The sequence below is a fragment of the Pseudomonas sp. Irchel s3a18 genome, from assembly GCF_900187535.1.
Classification (GTDB): Bacteria; Pseudomonadota; Gammaproteobacteria; order Pseudomonadales; family Pseudomonadaceae; genus Aquipseudomonas.
Genome location: NZ_FYDV01000001.1, coordinates 508,031 through 528,742 on the forward strand (window position 1 = coordinate 508,031; position 20,712 = coordinate 528,742).

The following is a 20,712-nucleotide window of genomic DNA, read 5'->3' on the forward strand; positions in this document are numbered from 1 at the left end:
GCCCGTCAGAGGCACTTCCTCAATTAACCGTGAGGCCAATACCGTGATCCCGACCCTGAGCCACTTGCCCCATCCCCCGGAGGACGGGGCCACCCTCGCCGGCCACTTCACCGATCTGGCGCCCCCCCTCAATGCTCGCCAGGCTCACCTGGAAGCCTCGCGGTGCCTGTACTGCTACGATGCCCCATGCGTCAACGCCTGCCCGAGCGAGATCGACATCCCCTCGTTCATCCGCAACATTCATCAGGAAAACGTCCAGGGCGCGGCGCAAAAGATCCTCTCGGCGAACATCCTCGGCGGCAGTTGCGCCAGGGTCTGCCCGACGGAAATCCTTTGCCAGAAAGCCTGCGTGCGCAACAACGCCGAGGAATGTGCGCCGGTGCTGATCGGCCTGCTGCAACGCTACGCCATCGATAACGCCCATTTCACCGAGCACCCGTTCACGCGTGCAGCGCTCACCGGCAAACGCATTGCCGTGGTGGGTGCCGGGCCTGCCGGGTTGTCCTGCGCCCACCGCTGTGCGATGCACGGCCACGATGTGGTGATTTTCGAAGCCCGGGCAAAGGCCGGTGGCCTCAACGAATACGGGATCGCCAAGTACAAGCTGGTGGATGACTTCGCCCAGCATGAGCTGGATTTTCTGCTGGAAATCGGTGGCATCGAAATCCGCCACGGGCAAAGGCTCGGCGATAACCTGAGCCTCGGCGAACTGCAGCAACAATTCGATGCGGTATTCCTCGGCCTCGGCCTGGCCGCCAGCAAACAGCTGGGCCTGGCCCATGAAGACGCTCCGGGGTTGCTGGCCGCCACCGACTACATTCGTGAACTGCGCCAGGCGGATGACCTGAGCCAACTGCCGCTGGCCGAGCATTGCATCGTCCTGGGCGCCGGCAATACGGCCATCGACATGGCCGTGCAAATGGCTCGCCTGGGGGCTCATGACGTCAACCTGGTGTACCGCCGCGGCCTCGAAGACATGGGCGCCACCGGCCACGAGCAAGACATCGCCAAGGCCAATCAGGTGCGGCTGATGACCTGGGCCCAACCCGAGGAAGTCTTGCTCGACGATAAAGGCCAGGTGCGCGGCATGCGCTTCGCCCGCACGCGCCTGGACAAGGGTCGGTTGATCACCACCGGGGACACCTTCGAACTGGCCGCCGATGCGATCTTCAAGGCCATCGGCCAGACCTTCGACGACAGTACGTTGAGCGATCCGCTGGCCAGGGAACTGAAACGCCAGGGTGACCGGATTCTGGTGGACGAACAGATGCGTACCAGCATCCCGGGGGTCTATGCCGGCGGCGATTGCACCAGCCTCGACCAGGACCTCACCGTACAGGCGGTCCAGCACGGCAAGCTGGCCGCGCAAGCGATCCATGCCCGACTCATGCCCACTGTGGAGGCTGCGTAAATGGCCGATCTCTCGATTGTCTTCGCCGGCATCAAGGCCCCCAATCCCTTCTGGCTGGCCTCCGCGCCGCCCACCGACAAAGCCTACAACGTCGTCCGTGCCTTCGAGGCCGGCTGGGGCGGCGTGGTCTGGAAAACCCTGGGTGAAGACCCGGCGGCGGTCAACGTGTCGTCGCGTTACTCCGCGCACTTTGCTGCCAACCGCGAGGTGCTGGGCATCAACAACATCGAGCTGATCACCGACCGCTCGCTGGAAATCAACCTGCGGGAAATCACCCAGGTCAAGAAAGACTGGCCGGACCGCGCCTTGATCGTCTCGCTGATGGTGCCTTGCGTCGAAGAGTCGTGGAAAAACATCCTGCCGCTGGTGGAGGCCACGGGGGCCGACGGCATCGAGCTGAACTTCGGCTGCCCCCACGGCATGCCGGAGCGCGGCATGGGGGCCGCCGTGGGTCAGGTGCCGGAATATGTCGAACAGGTCACCCGCTGGTGCAAGACCTATTGCTCGTTGCCGGTGATCGTCAAGCTCACGCCGAACATCACCGACATCCGGGTCGCCGCCCGGGCCGCCCATCGTGGCGGCGCCGATGCGGTGTCGCTGATCAACACCATCAACTCGATCACCAGCGTCGACCTCGACCGCATGGTGGCCCTGCCCATCGTGGGCACCCAGAGCACCCATGGCGGTTATTGCGGCTCGGCAGTCAAACCCATTGCCTTGAACATGGTCGCCGAGATCGCCCGCGACCCGCAGACCCAGGGCTTGCCCATCTGCGGCATCGGCGGCATCGGCAGTTGGCGCGACGCCGCCGAGTTCATGGCCCTGGGCAGCGGCGCGGTGCAGGTGTGCACGGCAGCGATGCTGCATGGCTTTCGCATCGTCGAGGACATGAAGGATGGCCTGTCGCGCTGGATGGACAGCCGGGGCTATGCCCGCGTGCAGGACTTCGCCGGGCATGCGGTGGGCAATACCACCGACTGGAAGTACCTGGACATCAACTACCAGGTGATCGCCAGGATCGACCAGGAGGCCTGCATCGGCTGCGGCCGTTGCCACATTGCCTGCGAAGACACCTCGCACCAGGCCGTGGCCAGCCTGAAACAAGCCGACGGGACCCATCGATATGAAGTGATCGACGACGAATGCGTGGGTTGCAACCTGTGCCAGATCACCTGCCCGGTGCAGGACTGCATCGAGATGGTGCCCGTGGACAATGGCAAGCCGTTTCTGGACTGGAACCATGATCCGCGCAATCCGTACCACGTTGCCGGGTGAAATCAGCGGGGTCTTGCCGGACGCCATCGCGGCCCGCTCCCACACAGGGTCTCTAGTGTTCACAAGATCCCTGTGGGAGCGGGCCGGGCGGCGCTCCGCTTACTCGCGATGAGGCCGACAGCTACACCACAAACCTCAAGCGCAACTGATCGTTCCCACCCTGGCGGTCGACTACGGCTCCAGCCCGATCCCGCGCAAAATCACACCGGTCACCGTCTGCACCGCCCGTTCGAACTGCATGTCCGACAACGGCTGATGGTCGTTGAGGATGTTCACCTGGTGATCGAAGTCGGCGTAGTGCTGGGTCGAGGCCCAGATCATGTACAGCAGGCTGGAAGGCTCCACCGGCAGGATGCGTTTGTCTTCCACCCACTGACGAATCTTGGCCTCCTTCATCTTGGCCCAGTCGTAGAGGCTGGCATCCAGGGCTTCACCCAGGGTCGGTGCGCCGTGAATGATTTCATTGGCCCAGACTTTCGAGCCGTAGGGGCGGCTACGGGAATGGTTCATCTTGGCGCGGATGTAGCTGCTGAGCACCACCCGGGGGTCATCGAACATTTCGAAGCACAACGCGTCCTGCTTCCACACGTCCAGCAAGTCCAGGAGCACCGCGCTATAGAGTTCGGTCTTGGTGCTGAAGTAGTAATGCAGGTTGGAGCGCGGCAACTGCACTTCCTTGGCAATGTCGCCCATCGCCGTGCCGCCGAAGCCTTTTTCGGCAAAGACCTTTTCGGCGGCCAGCAGGATTTTATCGACGTTACTGCGACGGATCTCGATCTTGTGATTGCCCATAAGGGCTCCCTGACAGCGGCATGGATCAAGACTAGCATTCGCCACCGACGAAACGAAACGTCCCACAGCAACGGTCGACTTACGCCGCTCCGATCACCATCGGCCGCGTCTTACGCCTTGAGCAACATGTAGCCGGCCACCAATAGGCACACGCTGGCAAACCCCACCTGTAACGCCCGGGCGGGCACGCGGGCACACAGGCGACGGCCAATCACCATACCGACGATGCTGGCGCCAATGAACGCGACACCCAGGCCATCGATCCTGACGCCGGCCTGCAAGGCGCCAATCACCCCGATCGCCGAGATCAGGCTGATCACCATCAGGGAGGTGGCGACAATGCCGCGCATCTGGACGTCGGTCAGTTGCTTGAACGCCGGGACGATCAGAAACCCGCCGCCCACGCCCAGAAGCCCCGACACCACACCGGTCACCGCGCCAAGCGCGGCCAGGGTCGCGGTGCATTTGGCGGTCCAGGAAAAGCGGCCGGTCTGTTGATCGAGCATGCAATTCTTCTGGCCCCAGTTGGCGTGGCCATGGTCGCTCGGCCCCGTCTCCCGGCGCTCGCGACGCAACATCCGCCAGGCCACCATGACCATCAGCAGGCTGAACAGGATCATCAGGATTTTTTCCGGTAACTGATGGGCAAAGTAGATACCCAGCGGGGAAAACACCGCGCCCAGCAAGGCAATCAGCAGCGCCGCGCGGTAACGCACCAGGCCGTGGCGCAAACCGTCGATGGCGCCGACCGCCGCGGCACTGCCCACCGCGAACAACGCGACAGGAGCAGCCTGGGTCATGGTCCAGCCCAACCCCAGTACCAACGCCGGCACCGCAAGAATACCGCCACCGGCACCGGTCAACCCCAGCAACAACCCCATCACCACGCCAAAAAAACTCGCCAGCAACATAAACCACTCGTGATCTGCGTAAAAAGCCGGGAGCGCCCGGTATCGATGCCTGACAGGATAGAGCCCCGCAGGCTTTTTTCCTTCATTGAATTGCATGGGGGCTGGTCAGCACAGGGAAAATGCCACTACGCTCAAGGCTTGTCCTGAATGAATCTCCCACCATGCCCGCCTTGATTGAAGCTTTTTTCGACCCCGCGTCATCGACCTTTACCTACGTCATCTATGACCACGATGGCGGGGCCTGCGCCATCGTCGATCCGGTGCTCGACTACGACCCGGCGGCCGGGCGAACGGCAACGACCCAGGCCGACCGCGTGATCGCCTTCGTGCGCGCGCACCGGCTACAGGTGCAATGGCTGCTGGAAACCCATGCCCATGCCGATCACCTGTCCGCCGCGCCTTACCTGCGCCGCGAGCTGGGTGGCAAGATCGCGATCGGCGAATCCATCAGCAAGGTTCAGGGGGTGTTCAAGCGCTTGTTCAACCTTGAGCCGGAGTTCCGTATCGACGGTTCGCAGTTCGATCACCTGTTTGCCGCAGACGAATCGTTCATGATCGGCACACTCAAGGCCACGGCCCTGCATGTTCCCGGTCATACACCAGCGGACATGGCTTACCTGATCGACAGCGATATGATCCTGGTGGGTGACACCTTGTTCATGCCCGACGTGGGTACCGCCCGTTGCGACTTCCCCGGCGGCAACGCCAACCAACTGTTTGCCTCGATCCACAGGCTGCTGGCCTTCCCCGCCTGCGTGCGGCTCTATGTCTGCCACGACTACCCGCCTGAAGGCCGGGAGGTGCAATGCCAAACGACGGTGGGCGAACAGCGCCAACGCAACATTCATATCCACGACGGCATCGACGAAGCCACGTTCGTCGCCATGCGCACCCGGCGTGACGCCGGGTTGGACATGCCGAAGCTGTTACTGCCGGCAATACAGATCAACGTGCGGGCGGGCAATCTGCCGCCCGCCGAAGACAACGGCGTGACCTACCTGAAAATCCCGATCAACCAGTTCTGAGAGGCGCTGGAAACTGGCGCCAACAACGACTCAGAGGGCCAGGGTCAACCCATTGGCCGGCAACGGCAACGCCGTCTTGTAGCGCACCTGCTTGAGCGCAAAACTCGACCGGATGTTCGCCACTCCCGGGACCTTGGTCAAAAAGTCCATCATGAAGCGCTCCAACGATTGAATGGTCGGCACCAGCACCCGGATCAGGTAGTCCGGGTCGCCGGCCATCAGATAGCACTCCATCACCTCCGGGCGGTTGGCAATCGCCGCTTCGAACTGCGCCAGGGCCTCCTCCACCTGTTTCTCCAGGCTGACGTGAATGAACACGTTGACGTGCAGCCCTAGCAAGTCGGCATCCAGCAGCGTGACCTGCTCGCGAATCAAGCCCAATTCCTCCATCGCCTTGACCCGGTTGAAACAGGGTGTCGGCGACAGATTCACCGAACGCGCGAGGTCGGCATTGGTGATGCGCGCGTTCTCCTGAAGGCTGTTGAGAATGCCGATATCCGTACGATCCAGCTTGCGCATGAGATAAAACCACCTGTTTTTTATGTTTATTCAGATTTTTTATCCTCAAACAGCCTAAAGCGCAATGAAACAGAGAGAAATATTCTTCTTGGGCCGGCCTATGATTGTTGTAGGACAAGATTTCTTTTATCGAAGAATGACCGTCAGCTCACTACAAGAAATTCACAAGATCGAGCGTAGAAGCCATGAACCAAGCGTACGAACCGCTGCGCCTGCACGTTCCCGAACCTTCGGGCCGTCCCGGCTGCAAAACCGACTTCTCCTACCTGCACCTGACCGATGCCGGCACGGTGCGCAAACCCCCAATCGACGTTGAACCCGCCGACACCGCAGACCTTGCCCGCGGCCTGATTCGCGTGCTCGACGACCAGGGCAATGCCCTGGGCCCATGGGCCGAAGGCGTGCCGGTGGAGATTCTGCGCCAAGGCATGCGCGCCATGCTCAAGACGCGGATCTACGACAACCGCATGGTCGTCGCCCAACGTCAGAAAAAAATGTCGTTCTACATGCAGAGCCTTGGCGAAGAAGCCATCGGCAGCGCCCAGGCCCTGGCCTTGAACATCGACGACATGTGCTTCCCCACCTACCGCCAGCAAAGCATCCTGATGGCCCGCGACGTGCCGCTGGTGGACCTGATTTGCCAGCTGCTGTCCAACGAGCGCGATCCGCTCAAGGGCCGTCAGTTGCCGATCATGTACTCGGTCAAGGAAGCCGGTTTCTTCACCATTTCCGGTAACCTCGCCACCCAGTTCATCCAGGCAGTGGGCTGGGGCATGGCCTCCGCCATCAAGGGCGATACCAAGATTGCCTCGGCATGGATCGGCGACGGCGCCACCGCCGAGTCGGACTTCCACACCGCCCTGACCTTTGCCCACGTGTACCGTGCGCCGGTGATCCTCAACGTGGTCAACAACCAGTGGGCCATCTCCACCTTCCAGGCCATCGCCGGTGGTGAAGCCACCACCTTTGCCGGTCGTGGCGTAGGCTGCGGCATCGCCTCCCTGCGGGTCGACGGCAACGATTTCATCGCGGTGTACGCCGCCTCCGCCTGGGCCGCCGAACGCGCCCGCCGCAACCTCGGCCCGACCATGATCGAGTGGGTCACCTACCGTGCAGGCCCGCACTCGACGTCGGATGACCCGTCCAAGTACCGTCCTGCCGATGACTGGAGCCACTTCCCGCTGGGCGACCCGATCGCGCGCCTCAAGCAGCACCTGGTGAAGATCGGCCAGTGGTCCGAAGAGGAACATGTAGCCCTGAGCGCCGAACTCGAGGCCCAGGTGATTGCCGCGCAGAAAGAAGCCGAGCAGTACGGCACCCTCGCCGGTGGCCAGATCCCGAGCGCCGCGACCATGTTCGAAGACGTCTACAAAGAGATGCCAGAGCACTTGAAGCGCCAGCGCCAAGAGTTGGGGATCTGACATGAACGATCACAACAACACTATTGAGTTGGATACCGCCATGACCACCACCACCATGACCATGATCCAGGCCCTGCGCTCGGCCATGGACGTGATGCTCGAGCGCGACGACGACGTCGTGGTGTTCGGCCAGGACGTCGGTTACTTCGGCGGTGTGTTCCGTTGCACCGAAGGCTTGCAGAACAAGTACGGCACCTCGCGGGTGTTCGACGCGCCGATCTCGGAAAGCGGCATCGTCGGCGTGGCGGTGGGCATGGGTGCCTACGGCCTGCGTCCGGTGGCCGAGATCCAGTTCGCCGACTATGTCTACCCGGCGTCGGACCAGATCATCTCCGAAGCCGCGCGCCTGCGTTATCGTTCGGCTGGCGAGTTCACCGCCCCGATGACCCTGCGCATGCCGTGCGGCGGTGGCATCTACGGTGGCCAGACCCACAGCCAGAGCATCGAAGCGATGTTCACCCAGGTCTGCGGCCTGCGCACGGTCATGCCGTCCAACCCCTACGACGCCAAGGGCCTGCTGATCGCCGCCATCGAAAACGATGACCCGGTGATCTTCCTTGAGCCAAAACGCCTGTACAACGGCCCGTTCGACGGCCACCACGACCGCCCGGTAACGCCGTGGTCGAAACACCCTGCCGCCCAAGTGCCGGATGGTTACTACACCGTCCCACTGGACGTCGCCGCCATCACCCGCCCGGGCTCGGCCGTCACCGTCCTGACCTACGGCACCACGGTGTATGTGTCGCAAGTCGCCGCCGAAGAAACCGGCATCGACGCCGAAGTCATCGACCTGCGCAGCCTGTGGCCGCTGGACCTGGACACCATCGTCAAATCGGTGAAAAAAACCGGACGCTGCGTGGTCGTCCACGAAGCCACCCGGACCTGCGGTTTTGGCGCCGAACTGGTGTCGCTGGTGCAGGAACACTGCTTCCACTACCTGGAAGCGCCAATCGAACGCGTGACCGGTTGGGACACCCCCTACCCCCACGCGCAAGAGTGGGCGTATTTCCCTGGCCCGTCCCGTGTGGGCGCGGCTTTGAAACGGGTCATGGAGGTCTGAATGGGCACGCACGTTATTAAAATGCCGGACATTGGCGAAGGCATTGCAGAAGTTGAACTGTCGGCCTGGCACGTCAAGGTCGGCGACATGGTGGTCGAAGACCAGCTACTGGCCGATGTGATGACCGACAAGGCGATGGTCGACATCCCGTCGCCGGTGCACGGCAAGGTGATCTCCCTGGGCGGTGTGCCCGGTGAAGTCATGGCCGTTGGCAGCATCTTGATCAGCATCGAAGTCGAAGGCGCGGGCAACTACAAAGAGTCCGCGCAGCCGGCCGCCGTTGCCGAAGTCAAAGCCGAGGCACCGAAAGCCGCGCCCGCGCCGGCCCCCAAGGTCGAAACCGTGGTCGCCAGCAAACCGGCACCGACCTGCCGCCCAGCGCCCCAGGCGCCAGTGGCTCGCGAAGCCAACGAACGTCCGCTGGCATCACCAGCCGTGCGTAAGCACGCACTGGACGCCGGCATTCAACTACGCCTGGTTCAGGGCACAGGTCCCGCTGGACGTATTCTGCACGAGGACCTTGAGGCCTACCTGACACAAGGTCCTTCGGCCAAACCCGCTGCCGGCGCTGCCTACAGCGAACGCCATGACGAAGAGCAGATCCCGGTCATCGGCATGCGCCGCAAGATCGCCCAACGCATGCAGGACGCCACCCAGCGCGCGGCGCATTTCAGTTATGTCGAGGAAATCGACGTCACCGCGGTGGAAGAGCTGCGTGCGCACCTGAATGAAAAACACGGTGCCACCCGCGGCAAGCTGACCTTGCTGCCGTTCCTGGTGCGCGCCATGGTCGTTGCCCTGCGTGACTTCCCGCAGATCAACGCCCGTTACGACGACGAAGCCCAGGTCATCACCCGCCTCGGCGCCGTGCATGTGGGCATCGCCACTCAAGCCGACATCGGCTTGATGGTGCCTGTGGTGCGGCACGCCGAAGCGCGCAACCTGTGGGACAGCGCCGCGGAAATCGCCCGCCTGGCCACCGCCGCACGCACCGGCAAGGCCGGCCGTGACGAGTTGTCCGGCTCGACCATCACCCTGACCAGCCTGGGCGCCCTGGGCGGCATCGTCAGCACCCCGGTGCTGAACCTGCCGGAAGTGGCCATCGTCGGCGTCAACAAGATCGTTGAGCGGCCGATGGTGATCAAGGGCCAGGTGGTGATCCGCAAGATGATGAACCTCTCCAGCTCCTTCGATCACCGGGTGGTCGACGGCATGGACGCGGCGCTCTTCATCCAGGCCATCCGCGCTCTGCTCGAACAACCCGCCACGCTGTTTATGGAGTAAAGAATGCAGACTCTGAACACCACGCTGCTGATCATCGGCGGCGGCCCTGGCGGTTATGTGACAGCAATCCGCGCGGGCCAGCTGGGCATCAACACCATTGTCGTGGAAGGCCAGGCACTGGGCGGCACCTGCCTGAATATAGGCTGCATTCCGTCCAAGGCGCTGATCCATGTCGCCGAGCAGTTCCACCAGACCCGGCACCACAGCCAGCATTCGGCCCTGGGCATCAACGTCTCGGCGCCAACCCTGGACATCGGCAAGAGCGTCGAGTGGAAGGACGGCATCGTCGATCGCCTGACCACCGGCGTCGCGGCCCTGCTGAAAAAGAACAAAGTCCAGGTGATTCAAGGCTGGGCCAAGGTCATCGACGGCAAAACCGTGGACGTCGGCGACACCCGCATCCAGTGCGAGCACCTGGTGCTCGCCACCGGTTCGACCAGCGTCAACCTGCCGATGCTGCCAATCGGCGGAGCAGTCATCTCCTCCACCGAAGCCCTGGCGCCGAACAGCGTGCCCAAGCGCCTGATCGTGGTCGGCGGCGGCTATATCGGCCTGGAGCTGGGGATTGCCTACCGCAAGCTCGGTGCCGAGGTCAGCGTGGTTGAAGCCCAGGAGCGCATCCTGCCAGCCTACGACGCCGAATTGACGCAACCAGTACACGAAGAACTGAAGAAGCTTGGCGTGAAGCTTTACTTGAAGCATAGCGTGCAAGCCTTTGATTCTAAATCAAACACCTTGCAAGTCATGGACCCGAATGGCGACACCCTGAGCCTGGAAACCGATCAGGTGCTGGTGGCCGTGGGCCGTAAACCGAATACTCAGGGTTGGAACCTTGAAGCGCTGAACCTGGACATGAATGGTTCGTCGATCAAGATCGACAACCGCTGCCAGACCAGCATGCGCAACGTCTACGCCATCGGCGACCTGAGCGGCGAGCCGATGCTGGCCCACCGTGCCATGGCGCAAGGTGAAATGGTCGCCGAACTGATTTCGGGCAAACAGCGCGAGTTCAACCCTGCCGCCATCGCCGCCGTGTGCTTTACCGACCCGGAACTGGTGGTGGTCGGCAAGACCCCGGACGAAGCCAAGGCCTCAGGCCTGGACTGCATCGTGTCGAACTTCCCGTTCGCGGCCAACGGCCGAGCGATGACCCTGGAATCGAAAAGCGGCTTCGTGCGGGTGGTGGCGCGACGTGACAATCATCTGATTGTTGGCTGGCAAGCCGTGGGCGTCGGCGTGTCCGAGCTGTCCACCGCATTCGGCCAGTCCCTGGAAATGGGCGCGCGCCTGGAAGACATCGCCGGCACCATCCACGCGCATCCGACCCTGGGTGAAGCGGTGCAGGAAGCGGCGCTGCGTGCCTTGGGGCATGCGCTGCACCTGTAACCGTGCATCCCCTGTGGCGAGGGAGCTTGCTCCCTCGCCACAAAGGGGTAAAAAGAGCGATATCGGCAGGGATTGAGTGAGCAAGCGACGACTTTTGCCAATCCCTCCATCGTCCGGGCTGCGAAACCACCCCGGAATGAAGTATTGTTGTGCCCATCCAGTAAAACGCCAGAAGCCTTGAACCGTTCAGGCGATTGTTAAGTGATAGAGGGTGTCATGGGTAACGAGAGCATCAATTGGGACAAGCTGGGCTTTGACTACATCAAGACAGACAAGCGTTATCTGTCGCACTGGCGTAATGGCGAGTGGGACGCAGGCACCCTGACCGAAGATAACGTGCTGCACATCAGCGAAGGCTCGACCGCCCTGCACTACGGTCAGCAATGCTTCGAAGGCCTGAAGGCCTATCGCTGCAAGGACGGCTCGATCAACCTGTTCCGTCCGGACCAGAATGCCCTGCGCATGCAGCGCAGCTGCGCCCGCCTGCTGATGCCACAGGTAGACACCGAGCAGTTCGTCGAGGCCTGCAAGGCCGTGGTCCGCGCCAACGAGCGCTTCATTCCGCCGTACGGCACCGGCGGCGCGCTGTACCTGCGTCCGTTCGTGATCGGCGTGGGTGACAACATCGGCGTGCGCACCGCCCCCGAGTTCATCTTCTCGATCTTCTGCATCCCGGTCGGCGCCTACTTCAAGGGTGGCCTGACCCCGCATAACTTCCTGATCTCCAGCTATGACCGTGCTGCCCCACAGGGCACCGGCGCGGCCAAGGTCGGTGGCAACTACGCCGCCAGCCTGATGCCTGGCTCCCAGGCCAAGAAGGCGCACTACGCCGACTGCATCTACCTGGACCCGATGACTCACTCGAAAATCGAAGAAGTCGGCTCCGCCAACTTCTTTGGTATCACCCACGACGACACCTTCGTCACGCCGAAATCCCCATCGGTGCTGCCGGGTATCACCCGTCTGTCGCTGATCGAGCTGGCCAAGACCCGCCTGGGCCTGGAAGTGGTCGAAGGCGACGTGTTCATCGACAAGCTGTCGGACTTCAAGGAAGCCGGTGCCTGCGGTACTGCTGCCGTGATCACGCCAATCGGCGGGATCAGCTACAACGACCACCTGCACGTGTTCCACAGCGAAACCGAAGTCGGCCCGATCACCCAGAAGCTCTACAAAGAGCTGACCGGCGTGCAAACCGGCGACATCGAAGCGCCAGCGGGCTGGATCGTCAAGGTCTGATCAACGCCCCCCGGCACTGAAAAGCCCACCCTTCGCGAAAGCGTCGGGTGGGTTTTTTTATGCAGCGGCACCTACAGTGCCATGCCGCCCTGGGCCAGCAACCACTCCACAAAGACCCGCGTGTGCGCGCTGGCGTGCGGCGCAACCCCGTAGTAATAACGCGGCAACGGCATGCGCAGCCCGGGCAGCGGGCAGACCAGGCGTCCGCTCGACAGGTGGGTGCCCAGCAGGGACGTCGGGCACAAGGCAATGCCCTGCCCCGCCACGACGGCGTCAAGCACCAGGTGCATGTGATCGAACTGCCGGGTCAACTGGGTGGCTGCCGGTGGCTGACCAACATGCAGGGCCCAATGGTGCCAGTCTTCGCGGCGCGCCTTGGCGATCAGCAGCGTGTGCCGACCCAAGGCGTCGAGGTCATCCAGCGCCAGGCGCGCCAGCAGCGAGGGCGCGGCAACCAGCACCAACTCATCGGCAAACAGGCTGTGCGCCTCGATACTCGGCGCCCAGTCATCACGACCGCGACGAATGACAATGTCGAACCCGTCGCGCGCAGGGTCAGGTGCCTGGGTCTGGGTCATGACCTGCAGTGTGATCTGCGGATGTTGCGCGGTGAAATCCGCAAGCCGGGGTGCCAGCCACAGCATGGCGAAGGACGGACGGACGTTGATCTTCACCGTCGGCTGCGCGGCCTGCTGTTTCAGCGTGGCGGCGGCCTCGGCAATCTGCACCAGCCCGGCGCTGACCTGCTCATAGAAGCGCTGGCCGGCCGGGGTCAGCAGCGATTGGCGGATACGCCGCTCGAACAGCAGCACGCCCAGGTGCTCTTCAAGCCGTTTGATATGCCGGCTGACAGCGCTGTGGCTGACATGCAGTTCCTCGGCAGCCAGGCTGAAACTCTGGTGGCGAGCCGCAACGACAAAGGCGCGGACAGCGTTCAGGGGAGGGAGTGAATTTATCATGGGTCTAATTTTGTCACATATGCGCTGCATTTAAAGCGTTTGTCATGCCCTCGTCACCACGCCAATCTGCCGGCACACAGCCAGCGCCCCCCGTCGGAGCAAGACATGAACAGCTACGGACTCTTTTTACTTTTCGCCACCCTGACCATTTTGAGCCCCGGGCCTGGTGTGATCCTGACGCTGTCCAACGCCCTGCGCCACGGCTGGGCCGGCGCACTGCCCGGGATTCTGGGGATCGCCTCGGGGGCGTTTGTGGTCGCGGCCATCAGTGCCACCAGCGTCGGCCTGATACTCGCCACCTCGGCTCACGCCTTCACCGCATTGAAATACGCAGGCGCCGCCTACCTGCTGTACCTGGGCTACAAAAGCTGGCGCTCGGACCGTTTCAGCGCACTGTTGGAAACACCCGCCGCAAGCCCCGGCTATCGCTTCATCGAAGCGGCCTCGATCCAGTTGTTGAACCCCAAGGCGGTGTTTTTCTTCCTGGCGGTGTTTCCGCAGTTCATCGACACCTCCGCGCACTTCTACACCCAGTTCTTCAAGCTGGTCAGCTCCTACGCAGTGCTGGTGATCCTGGTCCATGGCAGCTATGCGCTGCTCGCCAATGCCGCCAAGGGCTGGTTGTCGAGCCCGAAGGGTTCCTGGCTGGCGGCAAAAGTCTCGGGCGTGACCTTTGCCGGCTTCGGCGTACTGATGGCCTCGGCCAGCCGTTAAGGCGCAGGGCTGGCGATCGTTCGGCGTCTGGTGTGGGAGGACGTGTGGGGGGCTGTCGGTAACTGGACCGGCAGTTTGATCGCGAACCGGCGGCTGATTTCCTTGCGCCCCGTCGCTGTCAACGCCAGCGCCCGGCTGTCCAGGTCCTGAGTGACCCATTTGCGCTTGATCGCGATCGTCAGCAAGGCCGCCCCCAATGCGCCGCCCAGATGGGGGCGACGCATGCTCCAGTCCAGGCACGGACAGGCAAAACGCCGGCGCAATGTGCTCAAGTCCTTGACCTCGGCCCCCAGCCCTTCAAACAACGCCTCGCCGCTGTCGCTCAACCGATACGCCTGCTGATCGGTCACCAACAACCACCCGGCCTCGAACATCCGGTCGTGCAGCAAGACCGCCAGCGTACCCGCCATGTGGTCGTAGCAGGTCCGGGCGAATTGCAGGCGATCCGGGGTGCGCGGGGTGAAGGTTGGCGTTGCGTTCTGGCCGATCACCATCAGCGCTTCCAGTGCCTGGGCGACGCGCTGGTCCGCAAGACTGTAGTAACGATGGCGACCCTGGACGTGCAGACGCACCAACGCCAGTTCCTTGAGCCTGGTCAGGTGGGCGCTGGCCGTGGACGCGCTGACCTGGGCAATGCTCGCCAGCTCAGTGCTGGTGCGGGCGTGGCCGTCCATCAACGAGCACAGGATTTTTGTCCTGGCAGGCTCGGCAATCGCGGCGGCGACCTGCGAGACGCCGACGTCATGTTGCTCTGTGTTCGATACGCTCATATTTCGCTCCCGGACGAATCGTCGCCCTGTCGAACCGCAGAGAATAGCAACACTTTCCACGACGAATAAGGCAGCGCTTCATGGACCCGATCACCGCCGCGACCCACGCCGCCCCCTACCCTTACTACGCCAGCCTTCGGGCTGCCGGCGGCTTGTCCTTCGATCCAGGCCTGCGCCTGTGGGTGGCCAGCAGCGCCGAGGCCGTCGCGGCCGTACTGGCCCATCCCGATTGCAGGGTTCGTCCGGCCCACGAACCGGTGCCCAATGCCATCGCACAGGGCGCGGCGGGTAAAGTGTTCGGCCTGTTGATGCGGATGAACGACGGTGAACGCCAGCGTTGCCCTCGATCCGCCATTGCACCGGGGCTGGAGATCATCGACAGCGCCCGCGTCCGTGATCTGCTCCGCACCCGTTCGATCACTCCAACCGCTGACGGGCTGCACGAGGCCATGTTCACGGGCCCGGTGTGGGTGGTTGCCGCATTGCTCGGCTTCACGGCAAGCGAAGGCCGGATACTCAGCCAACTGACCGCCGATTTCGTCGCCTGCCTGTCGCCCCTGAGCACACCCGAACAACTGGACACGGCCCACCGGGCCGCCGAACACTTGAGCGATTACTTCAGCACACGCCTGAACGCCGATGACGGCCAAAGCCCTTTGCTGGAAGGTATTGCCCTGCGCCTGAGCGAGCGCGACACCCTGCTCGCCAACCTCATCGGCCTGTTCTCTCAAACCTATGAGGCCAGCGCCGGGTTGATCGGCAACGCGGTGCTGGCGCTGATTCGCAACCCGGCGCTTGAGCGTGAAATGCGGCGCGACCCCGGGCGAATCGACGATCTGTTGACGGAAGTCCAGCGCTTTGACCCGCCCGTACAGAACACTCGACGTTTTGTCGCAGCCCCGTGCGAGATCGAGGGCGTGAGCCTCAACCCCGGCGATACCCTTCTGGTGCTGCTGGCCTCGGCCAATCGCGACCCGCAACTCAACGACCAGCCGGACACCTTGATCCTTGAGCGCCCGCAGCGGCGCAGCTTCACCTTTGGCGCCGGCCACCACCAATGCCCGGGCCAACAATTGGCCTTGCACATCGCCAGCAGCACCGTCGGTGAGCTCCTGCGGCAGGATATTGCTCGGGACCGATTGACCTGGTCCTACCGCCCTTCACTGAACGGGCGTATCCCGTTGTTCAGTGAGCGCTAGCCGGCCCACTGATGACGGCCGTCAATCGTCGCGGGTCAACACTTCCAGCAACTCAATCTCGAACACCAGGTTCGAGTTGGCCGGGATGGCGCCCATCGTCCGTTCGCCATAGGCCAGGTGCGCCGGCACCAACAGTTTGCGCTTGCCGCCGACCTGCATGCCGATGATGCCCTGGTCCCAGCCCTTGATCACCCGGCCGGTACCGATCACGCACTGGAACGGCTTGCCGCGAGACCAGGAGGAATCGAATTCACTGCCATCCTCCAGGCAGCCACGGTATTGGGTGGTGATCAGGGCGCCTTTTACCGCGGCTTTGCCGGTACCCACTTCAAGGTCGATGACTTGTAATTCGTCGTTCATTACCGCTCTCGTCTGTTCGCTGGCCCGACCGGGCGTTGAGGGGCAGGGTTTTCCCAGAAAACTGGCCGGTTGGCAACCTCATGTACCCTTGCCCATCCGCAGCCGGTTGCCAGTATCGGGTGCTATGACTGTGCCAGCTTCACGGCTATGCCACCGTCGGGCGCAGTTCCTGTGGGCCAGCTTGCCGACTGCCGCCCCAGTCGGTACTGATTGTTGCCACTGCGCTTGGCTTCATACATCGCCAGATCGGCGATGTGTAGCAGCGTGTCCATGCTCGAGGCATGGTCGGGGAACACCGCGACCCCGAGGCTGGTGCCAATCTGTCGATGCGCCTTGCCGACGTTGATCGACGGGGAAAGCTCGCTGAAGATTTTCTGGCAGATACTGCGGGCCTCTTCCTCCAGGCTCTTGCCTTGAGGCAAGCCTTCGAGGATGACCACGAATTCATCGCCGCCGATCCGCGCGACGGTGTCACTGGCCCGCATGATATTTTTCAGGCGACTGGCCGTGGTCGCCAGCACCTGGTCACCGGCCGCGTGTCCGAAAGCGTCGTTGATCGCCTTGAACCCATTGAGGTCGACAAATACCAGCATCACCCGCGTGGCATTCAGGCGCGCCTGCTCCAGCGCACTGGCCAGGCGTTGCTCCAGTACCAGGCGGTTGGGCAGCCCCGTCAACCGGTCGAAGTGCGCCAGGCGTTGCAACTGGCTGGCACTGGCTTTTTCGTCGGTGATGTCACGCACCACCCCCATCATTTTCACAATGGACTGCTCCGGCGTCTTGACCACATTGCCGGTTTCCCGTAGCCAGTGGACGCTGCCGTCCGGCCAGACCACCCGGTACTCTTCGTCATGGTTTTCCCCCGTTGCCAGGCACCGTAACTCGCCGGCGCGTACCCGCTCCCGATCATCGGGGTGCACGCAGGAACAGAACAATTGATAGCTGGGCACTACCTCACCCACCTTGAAGCCAAACATGCCGTAGATGGCATCGGACCAATAGAGTTTTTCGGTGTCGACATCCCAGTCCCAAGTGCCGATGCGGGCGAAGTACTGGCTGCGCTTGAAGCGTTCGACGTCGTCCAGCTCCGTGGGCGCGGGCTCCTCCACCATGACGGGTCGCACGGGCAACCCTTCAGGCATGGCGCGGTAGTGCGCCGTGAGTTGACGCCAGCGGCGCTCACGAACGATCAGAACGGCGATCAAGACAACGATCACCCCTACGGCGCAGAGACCAAGCCACATCGGGATCATTGATAAGTTGCCGTCATAGCGATTGCGATCCTGACCAGTAGTGGCGGTTGGTTATGTTAATCCAGCCTCTCCATGGCGGTACACTCTGATGTTTGCCGGGCACTGCGCCTTATCCACGGATGCACCCGATGCGCCACACCCTTACACTGCGCGTCGAACATGACGGCGCTAGCGCCGTGCATTCAAATGTCGAGAATCCAGGAGTGATCCATGCCACATGAAGGCAACCTGCTGCAGGCCGCAGTCGTTTTTTTATTCGCGGCCGTGCTCACCGTGCCTCTGGCCAAGCGCCTGCAACTGGGAGCCGTGCTGGGCTACCTGCTGGCCGGGGTACTCATCGGGCCTGCCGTGCTGGGGTTGATCGACAACCCGCAAAGCGTCATGCACATTTCCGAACTCGGCGTCGTGCTTCTGCTGTTCATCATCGGCCTGGAACTGTCGCCACGACGGCTGTGGGTGATGCGCAAATCGGTGTTCGGCGTCGGTCTGGCGCAAGTGCTGCTGACCGGTTCAGTGATCGGGGTGCTGGCGTACTACACCTTTGGCCAGCCGCTCAACAGTGCCGTCGTGCTCGGCCTGGGGCTGGCGTTGTCGTCCACCGCCTTCGGCCTGCAAAGCCTGGCCGAGCGCAAGGAGTTGACCAGCCCCCACGGGCGGCTGGCGTTTGCCATCCTGCTGTTCCAGGACATCGCGGCGATCCCGCTGATCGCCATGGTCCCGCTGCTGGCCGGCGTCGACCACAGCACCAGCACGGCCGAGAACCTCGATCATGGCCTGCGGGTACTGGGCAGCATCGCCGTGGTGGTGGTCGGTGGCCGTTACCTGTTGCGCCCGGTGTTTCGCATCGTCGCCAAGGCCAACCTGCCGGAAGTCTCCACGGCCACCGCCTTGCTGGTGGTGATGGGTACCGCGTGGCTGATGGACGAAGTCGGCGTGTCGATGGCCCTCGGTGCGTTCCTCGCCGGCCTGCTGCTGGCGGACTCCGAATACCGGCATGAACTGGAAGCCCAGATCGAACCCTTCAAGGGCCTGCTGCTGGGGTTGTTTTTCATGAGCGTCGGCATGGGCGCCAACATCAGCCTGCTTTTCAGCGCCCCGGCGACCGTGCTGGGCCTGACCCTGTTGTTGATCGCCCTCAAGCTGCCACTGTTGTACCTGGTCGGGCGCATGGCCGGTGGCCTGAATCGGCTGAGTGCCGTGCGCCTGGGCATTGTGCTGGCCGCTGGTGGTGAGTTTGCGTTCGTGGTGTTCAAGATCGGACGCGACCACGGCCTGTTCGACACCCGGCTGTACGACATGCAAGTGTTGACCATCACCCTGTCCATGGCGCTGACGCCGCTGTTGCTGCTGATGTGCGCGCGCCTGGTGAAAAACCGGGTCGAGCCGGTCGCCGTGCCGCCGCACCTGCGGGAAATCGACTCCGATACCCCGCGCGTGGTGATCGCCGGCATGGGCCGCATGGGGCAGATCGTGGCGCGGATCCTGCGGGCACAAAAGATCAGTTTCGTGGCCCTCGACACCTCGGTGGAAACCATCGAGCTGTCCCGTAGCTTTGGCGGCGTGCCGGTGTTTTACGGCGACCCGATGCGCCCGGAGATCCTCAGCGCGGCCAAGGTCGGCCAGGCGGAATTCTTCGTGATCGCCACCAATGACCCGGAGACCAATATCAAGACCGCCGCCTTGGTGCGCAAACTCTATCCCCACGTCAAGATCATCGCCCGGGCCCGTAACCGCCAGCACGTGCACCGCCTGATGGACCTCGGCACCGAGGCCGTACGGGAAACCTACTACTCCAGCCTGGAAATGAGCCGCCGCACCCTGATGGGCCTGGGGCTTAGCCAAAGCCAGGCCGATGCGCGCATCGAACGCTTCAAGCACCACGACGAGCAAGTGCTCGAGACCCAGCATGCGATCTACGATGACGCCGTCAAAGTCATGCAGACCGCGCAACAGGCTCGTGCCGACCTGGCACGCCTGTTCGACGCCGACCAGATTGAAGAACAATCGGGCAAGGGTTGAACCGAGGAGGACCACAGGATGAGTGACGCTGCCCCCGCGCTGAAGGAAATCTTCAACGCCGAACGCTTCGAACATATCGCCACGCAACTGTGCGCGGTGTACCCGGCATTCGACGCCAGGGCGTTCCTGGCAATGACCAACGACGGCCTGAACGAGCTGTCGGTGATGCAACGCATGGCCCGGGTGGGCGACTGCCTGCACGCGGTGTTGCCACTGAACTACGAGCAGACCCTGGACATCCTGCATCCACTGGCACCGCGCCTGAACAGCAGTTTTGTCAGCATGTGCCTGCCACAGTATGTCGCCACCTACGGGATGCACACCTACGAGCCGTCAATGGCCGCGCTGAAGTACTTCACCCGCTTCGGCTCCTCGGAGTTCGCGATCCGGCATTTTCTGCGCAGCGATTTCGAACGCTCCATGGCGCTGATGCACGACTGGTCGCTGGATGCCAACGAACACGTACGCCGCCTGGCCAGCGAGGGTAGCCGCCCGCGCCTGCCCTGGTCGTTTCGCCTGGAACGGGTGCAGGCCGACCCGAGCCTGGCGGCGACGATCCTCGACAACCTCAAGGCCGACAGCAGCCTCTACGTCCGCAAATCGGTGGCCAATCACCTCAACGACATCACCAAGGACCATCCCGAGTGGGTGCTGGGCCTGATCGAAGGCTGGTCGCTGGAGGACCCGCGCACGGCATGGATCGCCAAACATGCCCTGCGCAGCCTGATCAAACAGGGCAACCGGCGGGCATTGGCGATCATCGGTGCCGGTGGCAGGCCTGAAGTGCGGATCATCGACCTGAAGGTCAACCCGTCGGTGATTGCCCTGGGGCAAACCATCACCCTGTCCTTTGCCATCACATCCACGACCGAGAGCAGCCAGCGCCTGGTGATCGACTACGCCATCGATTACGTCAAGGCCAATGGCAGCACCTCGACAAAGGTATTCAAGCTCAAGGTCCTGACGCTTCCCGGCAAGGCCACCGAGACCATCGCCCGTGCCCAGTCCATCAAGGCACTGACCACCCGGAAGCATTACCCGGGCCTGCATGCGGTGCATGTGCTGGTGAATGGCGAACGGCTGGCCAGCAGCGCGTTCGAACTGCTCCCTTGAAACAC

19 protein-coding genes are annotated in these 20,712 nt (G+C 62.8%); 12 read left to right on the forward strand and 7 right to left on the reverse strand.

Translation table 11 applies throughout. The annotated features are described in order from the left end of the window. Window positions 1–43: 43 nt before the first annotated feature. Entirely contained in the window at window positions 44–1,411 is a 1,368-nt protein-coding gene (locus tag CKW29_RS02080; protein ID WP_177452370.1) for an NAD(P)-dependent oxidoreductase, read from the forward strand. Beyond that, window positions 1,412–2,686 (forward strand): NAD-dependent dihydropyrimidine dehydrogenase subunit PreA, encoded by a 1,275-nt coding sequence (preA, locus tag CKW29_RS02085; protein ID WP_095147829.1) that lies wholly within the window; start codon window positions 1,412–1,414, stop codon window positions 2,684–2,686. A 171-nt stretch (window positions 2,687–2,857) separates the two neighbouring features. Here the strand turns inward: preA and CKW29_RS02090 are convergent, their stop codons facing one another. Continuing rightward, window positions 2,858–3,478, reverse strand: a complete 621-nt coding sequence (locus CKW29_RS02090; RefSeq protein ID WP_095147830.1) for a TetR/AcrR family transcriptional regulator — start codon at window positions 3,476–3,478, stop codon at window positions 2,858–2,860. Window positions 3,479–3,588: 110 nt separating this feature from the next. Continuing rightward, window positions 3,589–4,389 carry a sulfite exporter TauE/SafE family protein gene (locus CKW29_RS02095; RefSeq protein WP_095147831.1) on the reverse strand — a complete coding sequence of 267 codons (801 nt, stop codon included), beginning with the start codon at window positions 4,387–4,389 and terminating at the stop codon, window positions 3,589–3,591. Between the two features lie 161 nt (window positions 4,390–4,550). On the opposite strand from CKW29_RS02095, the gene CKW29_RS02100 reads away from it, so the two are divergent. After that, window positions 4,551–5,414, forward strand: a complete 864-nt coding sequence (locus tag CKW29_RS02100; RefSeq protein WP_095147832.1) for an MBL fold metallo-hydrolase — start codon at window positions 4,551–4,553, stop codon at window positions 5,412–5,414. Between the two features lie 30 nt (window positions 5,415–5,444). On the opposite strand, the gene bkdR is transcribed toward CKW29_RS02100, so the two are convergent. Further along, window positions 5,445–5,933: a Bkd operon transcriptional regulator BkdR gene (gene bkdR, locus CKW29_RS02105; protein WP_095079112.1), complete on the reverse strand. Its 489-nt coding sequence runs from the start codon at window positions 5,931–5,933 to the stop codon at window positions 5,445–5,447. A 185-nt stretch (window positions 5,934–6,118) separates the two neighbouring features. Here bkdR and CKW29_RS02110 point away from each other — a divergent pair, with 185 nt between their 5' ends. The 5 genes from CKW29_RS02110 to CKW29_RS02130 all read left to right on the forward strand — a co-directional run bounded on the left by CKW29_RS02110 (window position 6,119) and on the right by CKW29_RS02130 (window position 12,320). Next, complete coding sequence (locus CKW29_RS02110) at window positions 6,119–7,354, forward strand: 3-methyl-2-oxobutanoate dehydrogenase (2-methylpropanoyl-transferring) subunit alpha (protein WP_095079113.1); 1,236 nt, start codon at window positions 6,119–6,121, stop codon at window positions 7,352–7,354. Window position 7,355: 1 nt separating this feature from the next. Next, complete coding sequence (locus CKW29_RS02115) at window positions 7,356–8,414, forward strand: alpha-ketoacid dehydrogenase subunit beta (protein ID WP_095079114.1); 1,059 nt, start codon at window positions 7,356–7,358, stop codon at window positions 8,412–8,414. Continuing rightward, a complete protein-coding gene (locus CKW29_RS02120) occupies window positions 8,415–9,698 on the forward strand; it encodes a dihydrolipoamide acetyltransferase family protein (RefSeq protein WP_095144424.1) in 1,284 nt (427 codons plus the stop codon). A gap of 3 nt (window positions 9,699–9,701) precedes the next feature. Further along, window positions 9,702–11,084, forward strand: a complete 1,383-nt coding sequence (lpdA, locus tag CKW29_RS02125) for a dihydrolipoyl dehydrogenase (protein ID WP_095147833.1) — start codon at window positions 9,702–9,704, stop codon at window positions 11,082–11,084. Window positions 11,085–11,300: 216 nt separating this feature from the next. Next, complete coding sequence (locus tag CKW29_RS02130; protein WP_095144426.1) at window positions 11,301–12,320, forward strand: branched-chain amino acid aminotransferase; 1,020 nt, start codon at window positions 11,301–11,303, stop codon at window positions 12,318–12,320. A 71-nt stretch (window positions 12,321–12,391) separates the two neighbouring features. On the opposite strand, the gene CKW29_RS02135 is transcribed toward CKW29_RS02130, so the two are convergent. After that, window positions 12,392–13,279: a LysR substrate-binding domain-containing protein gene (locus tag CKW29_RS02135; protein ID WP_095144427.1), complete on the reverse strand. Its 888-nt coding sequence runs from the start codon at window positions 13,277–13,279 to the stop codon at window positions 12,392–12,394. 105 nt (window positions 13,280–13,384) lie between these two features. Here CKW29_RS02135 and CKW29_RS02140 point away from each other — a divergent pair, with 105 nt between their 5' ends. Further along, window positions 13,385–13,993 carry a LysE family translocator gene (locus CKW29_RS02140; RefSeq protein ID WP_095144428.1) on the forward strand — a complete coding sequence of 203 codons (609 nt, stop codon included), beginning with the start codon at window positions 13,385–13,387 and terminating at the stop codon, window positions 13,991–13,993. On the opposite strand, the gene CKW29_RS02145 is transcribed toward CKW29_RS02140, so the two are convergent. Beyond that, a complete protein-coding gene (locus CKW29_RS02145; RefSeq protein ID WP_095144429.1) occupies window positions 13,990–14,763 on the reverse strand; it encodes a helix-turn-helix transcriptional regulator in 774 nt (257 codons plus the stop codon). The two genes, CKW29_RS02140 and CKW29_RS02145, sit on opposite strands and share 4 nt — an antisense overlap. 80 nt (window positions 14,764–14,843) lie before the next feature. On the opposite strand from CKW29_RS02145, the gene CKW29_RS02150 reads away from it, so the two are divergent. After that, window positions 14,844–15,962, forward strand: coding sequence for a cytochrome P450 (locus CKW29_RS02150; RefSeq protein ID WP_095144430.1), 1,119 nt, complete (start codon window positions 14,844–14,846; stop codon window positions 15,960–15,962). A 21-nt stretch (window positions 15,963–15,983) separates the two neighbouring features. Here CKW29_RS02150 and CKW29_RS02155 read toward each other — a convergent pair whose 3' ends face one another. Together CKW29_RS02155 and CKW29_RS02160 are read right to left on the reverse strand one after the other, a co-directional pair. Beyond that, window positions 15,984–16,322 (reverse strand): FKBP-type peptidyl-prolyl cis-trans isomerase, encoded by a 339-nt coding sequence (locus CKW29_RS02155; protein ID WP_095144431.1) that lies wholly within the window; start codon window positions 16,320–16,322, stop codon window positions 15,984–15,986. Window positions 16,323–16,444: 122 nt separating this feature from the next. Continuing rightward, window positions 16,445–17,575, reverse strand: a complete 1,131-nt coding sequence (locus CKW29_RS02160) for a sensor domain-containing diguanylate cyclase (protein ID WP_095147834.1) — start codon at window positions 17,573–17,575, stop codon at window positions 16,445–16,447. 210 nt (window positions 17,576–17,785) lie between these two features. Here CKW29_RS02160 and CKW29_RS02165 point away from each other — a divergent pair, with 210 nt between their 5' ends. Then, window positions 17,786–19,594, forward strand: coding sequence for a monovalent cation:proton antiporter-2 (CPA2) family protein (locus CKW29_RS02165; protein ID WP_095147835.1), 1,809 nt, complete (start codon window positions 17,786–17,788; stop codon window positions 19,592–19,594). Window positions 19,595–19,612: 18 nt separating this feature from the next. Continuing rightward, on the forward strand, window positions 19,613–20,707 hold the full coding sequence (locus CKW29_RS02170; RefSeq protein WP_095147836.1) for a DNA alkylation repair protein: 1,095 nt from the start codon (window positions 19,613–19,615) through the stop codon (window positions 20,705–20,707). The last annotated feature ends 5 nt before the right edge of the window (window positions 20,708–20,712 follow it).

Bases quoted from the DNA above. Each gene is read 5' to 3' on its own strand.
- CKW29_RS02120 (WP_095144424.1), top strand. From the start codon at position 8,415: ATGGGCACGCACGTTATTAAAATGCCGGACATTGGCGAAGGCATTGCA.
- CKW29_RS02110 (WP_095079113.1), top strand. From the start codon at position 6,119: ATGAACCAAGCGTACGAACCGCTGCGCCTGCACGTTCCCGAACCTTCG.
- lpdA (WP_095147833.1), top strand. From the start codon at position 9,702: ATGCAGACTCTGAACACCACGCTGCTGATCATCGGCGGCGGCCCTGGC.
- CKW29_RS02140 (WP_095144428.1), top strand. From the start codon at position 13,385: ATGAACAGCTACGGACTCTTTTTACTTTTCGCCACCCTGACCATTTTG.
- CKW29_RS02135 (WP_095144427.1), bottom strand. From the start codon at position 13,279: ATGATAAATTCACTCCCTCCCCTGAACGCTGTCCGCGCCTTTGTCGTT.
- CKW29_RS02150 (WP_095144430.1), top strand. From the start codon at position 14,844: ATGGACCCGATCACCGCCGCGACCCACGCCGCCCCCTACCCTTACTAC.
- CKW29_RS02130 (WP_095144426.1), top strand. From the start codon at position 11,301: ATGGGTAACGAGAGCATCAATTGGGACAAGCTGGGCTTTGACTACATC.
- CKW29_RS02165 (WP_095147835.1), top strand. From the start codon at position 17,786: ATGCCACATGAAGGCAACCTGCTGCAGGCCGCAGTCGTTTTTTTATTC.
- bkdR (WP_095079112.1), bottom strand. From the start codon at position 5,933: ATGCGCAAGCTGGATCGTACGGATATCGGCATTCTCAACAGCCTTCAG.
- CKW29_RS02170 (WP_095147836.1), top strand. From the start codon at position 19,613: ATGAGTGACGCTGCCCCCGCGCTGAAGGAAATCTTCAACGCCGAACGC.
- CKW29_RS02115 (WP_095079114.1), top strand. From the start codon at position 7,356: ATGAACGATCACAACAACACTATTGAGTTGGATACCGCCATGACCACC.
- CKW29_RS02145 (WP_095144429.1), bottom strand. From the start codon at position 14,763: ATGAGCGTATCGAACACAGAGCAACATGACGTCGGCGTCTCGCAGGTC.
- CKW29_RS02155 (WP_095144431.1), bottom strand. From the start codon at position 16,322: ATGAACGACGAATTACAAGTCATCGACCTTGAAGTGGGTACCGGCAAA.
- CKW29_RS02095 (WP_095147831.1), bottom strand. From the start codon at position 4,389: ATGTTGCTGGCGAGTTTTTTTGGCGTGGTGATGGGGTTGTTGCTGGGG.
- CKW29_RS02090 (WP_095147830.1), bottom strand. From the start codon at position 3,478: ATGGGCAATCACAAGATCGAGATCCGTCGCAGTAACGTCGATAAAATC.
- CKW29_RS02160 (WP_095147834.1), bottom strand. From the start codon at position 17,575: ATGATCCCGATGTGGCTTGGTCTCTGCGCCGTAGGGGTGATCGTTGTC.
- CKW29_RS02100 (WP_095147832.1), top strand. From the start codon at position 4,551: ATGCCCGCCTTGATTGAAGCTTTTTTCGACCCCGCGTCATCGACCTTT.
- preA (WP_095147829.1), top strand. From the start codon at position 1,412: ATGGCCGATCTCTCGATTGTCTTCGCCGGCATCAAGGCCCCCAATCCC.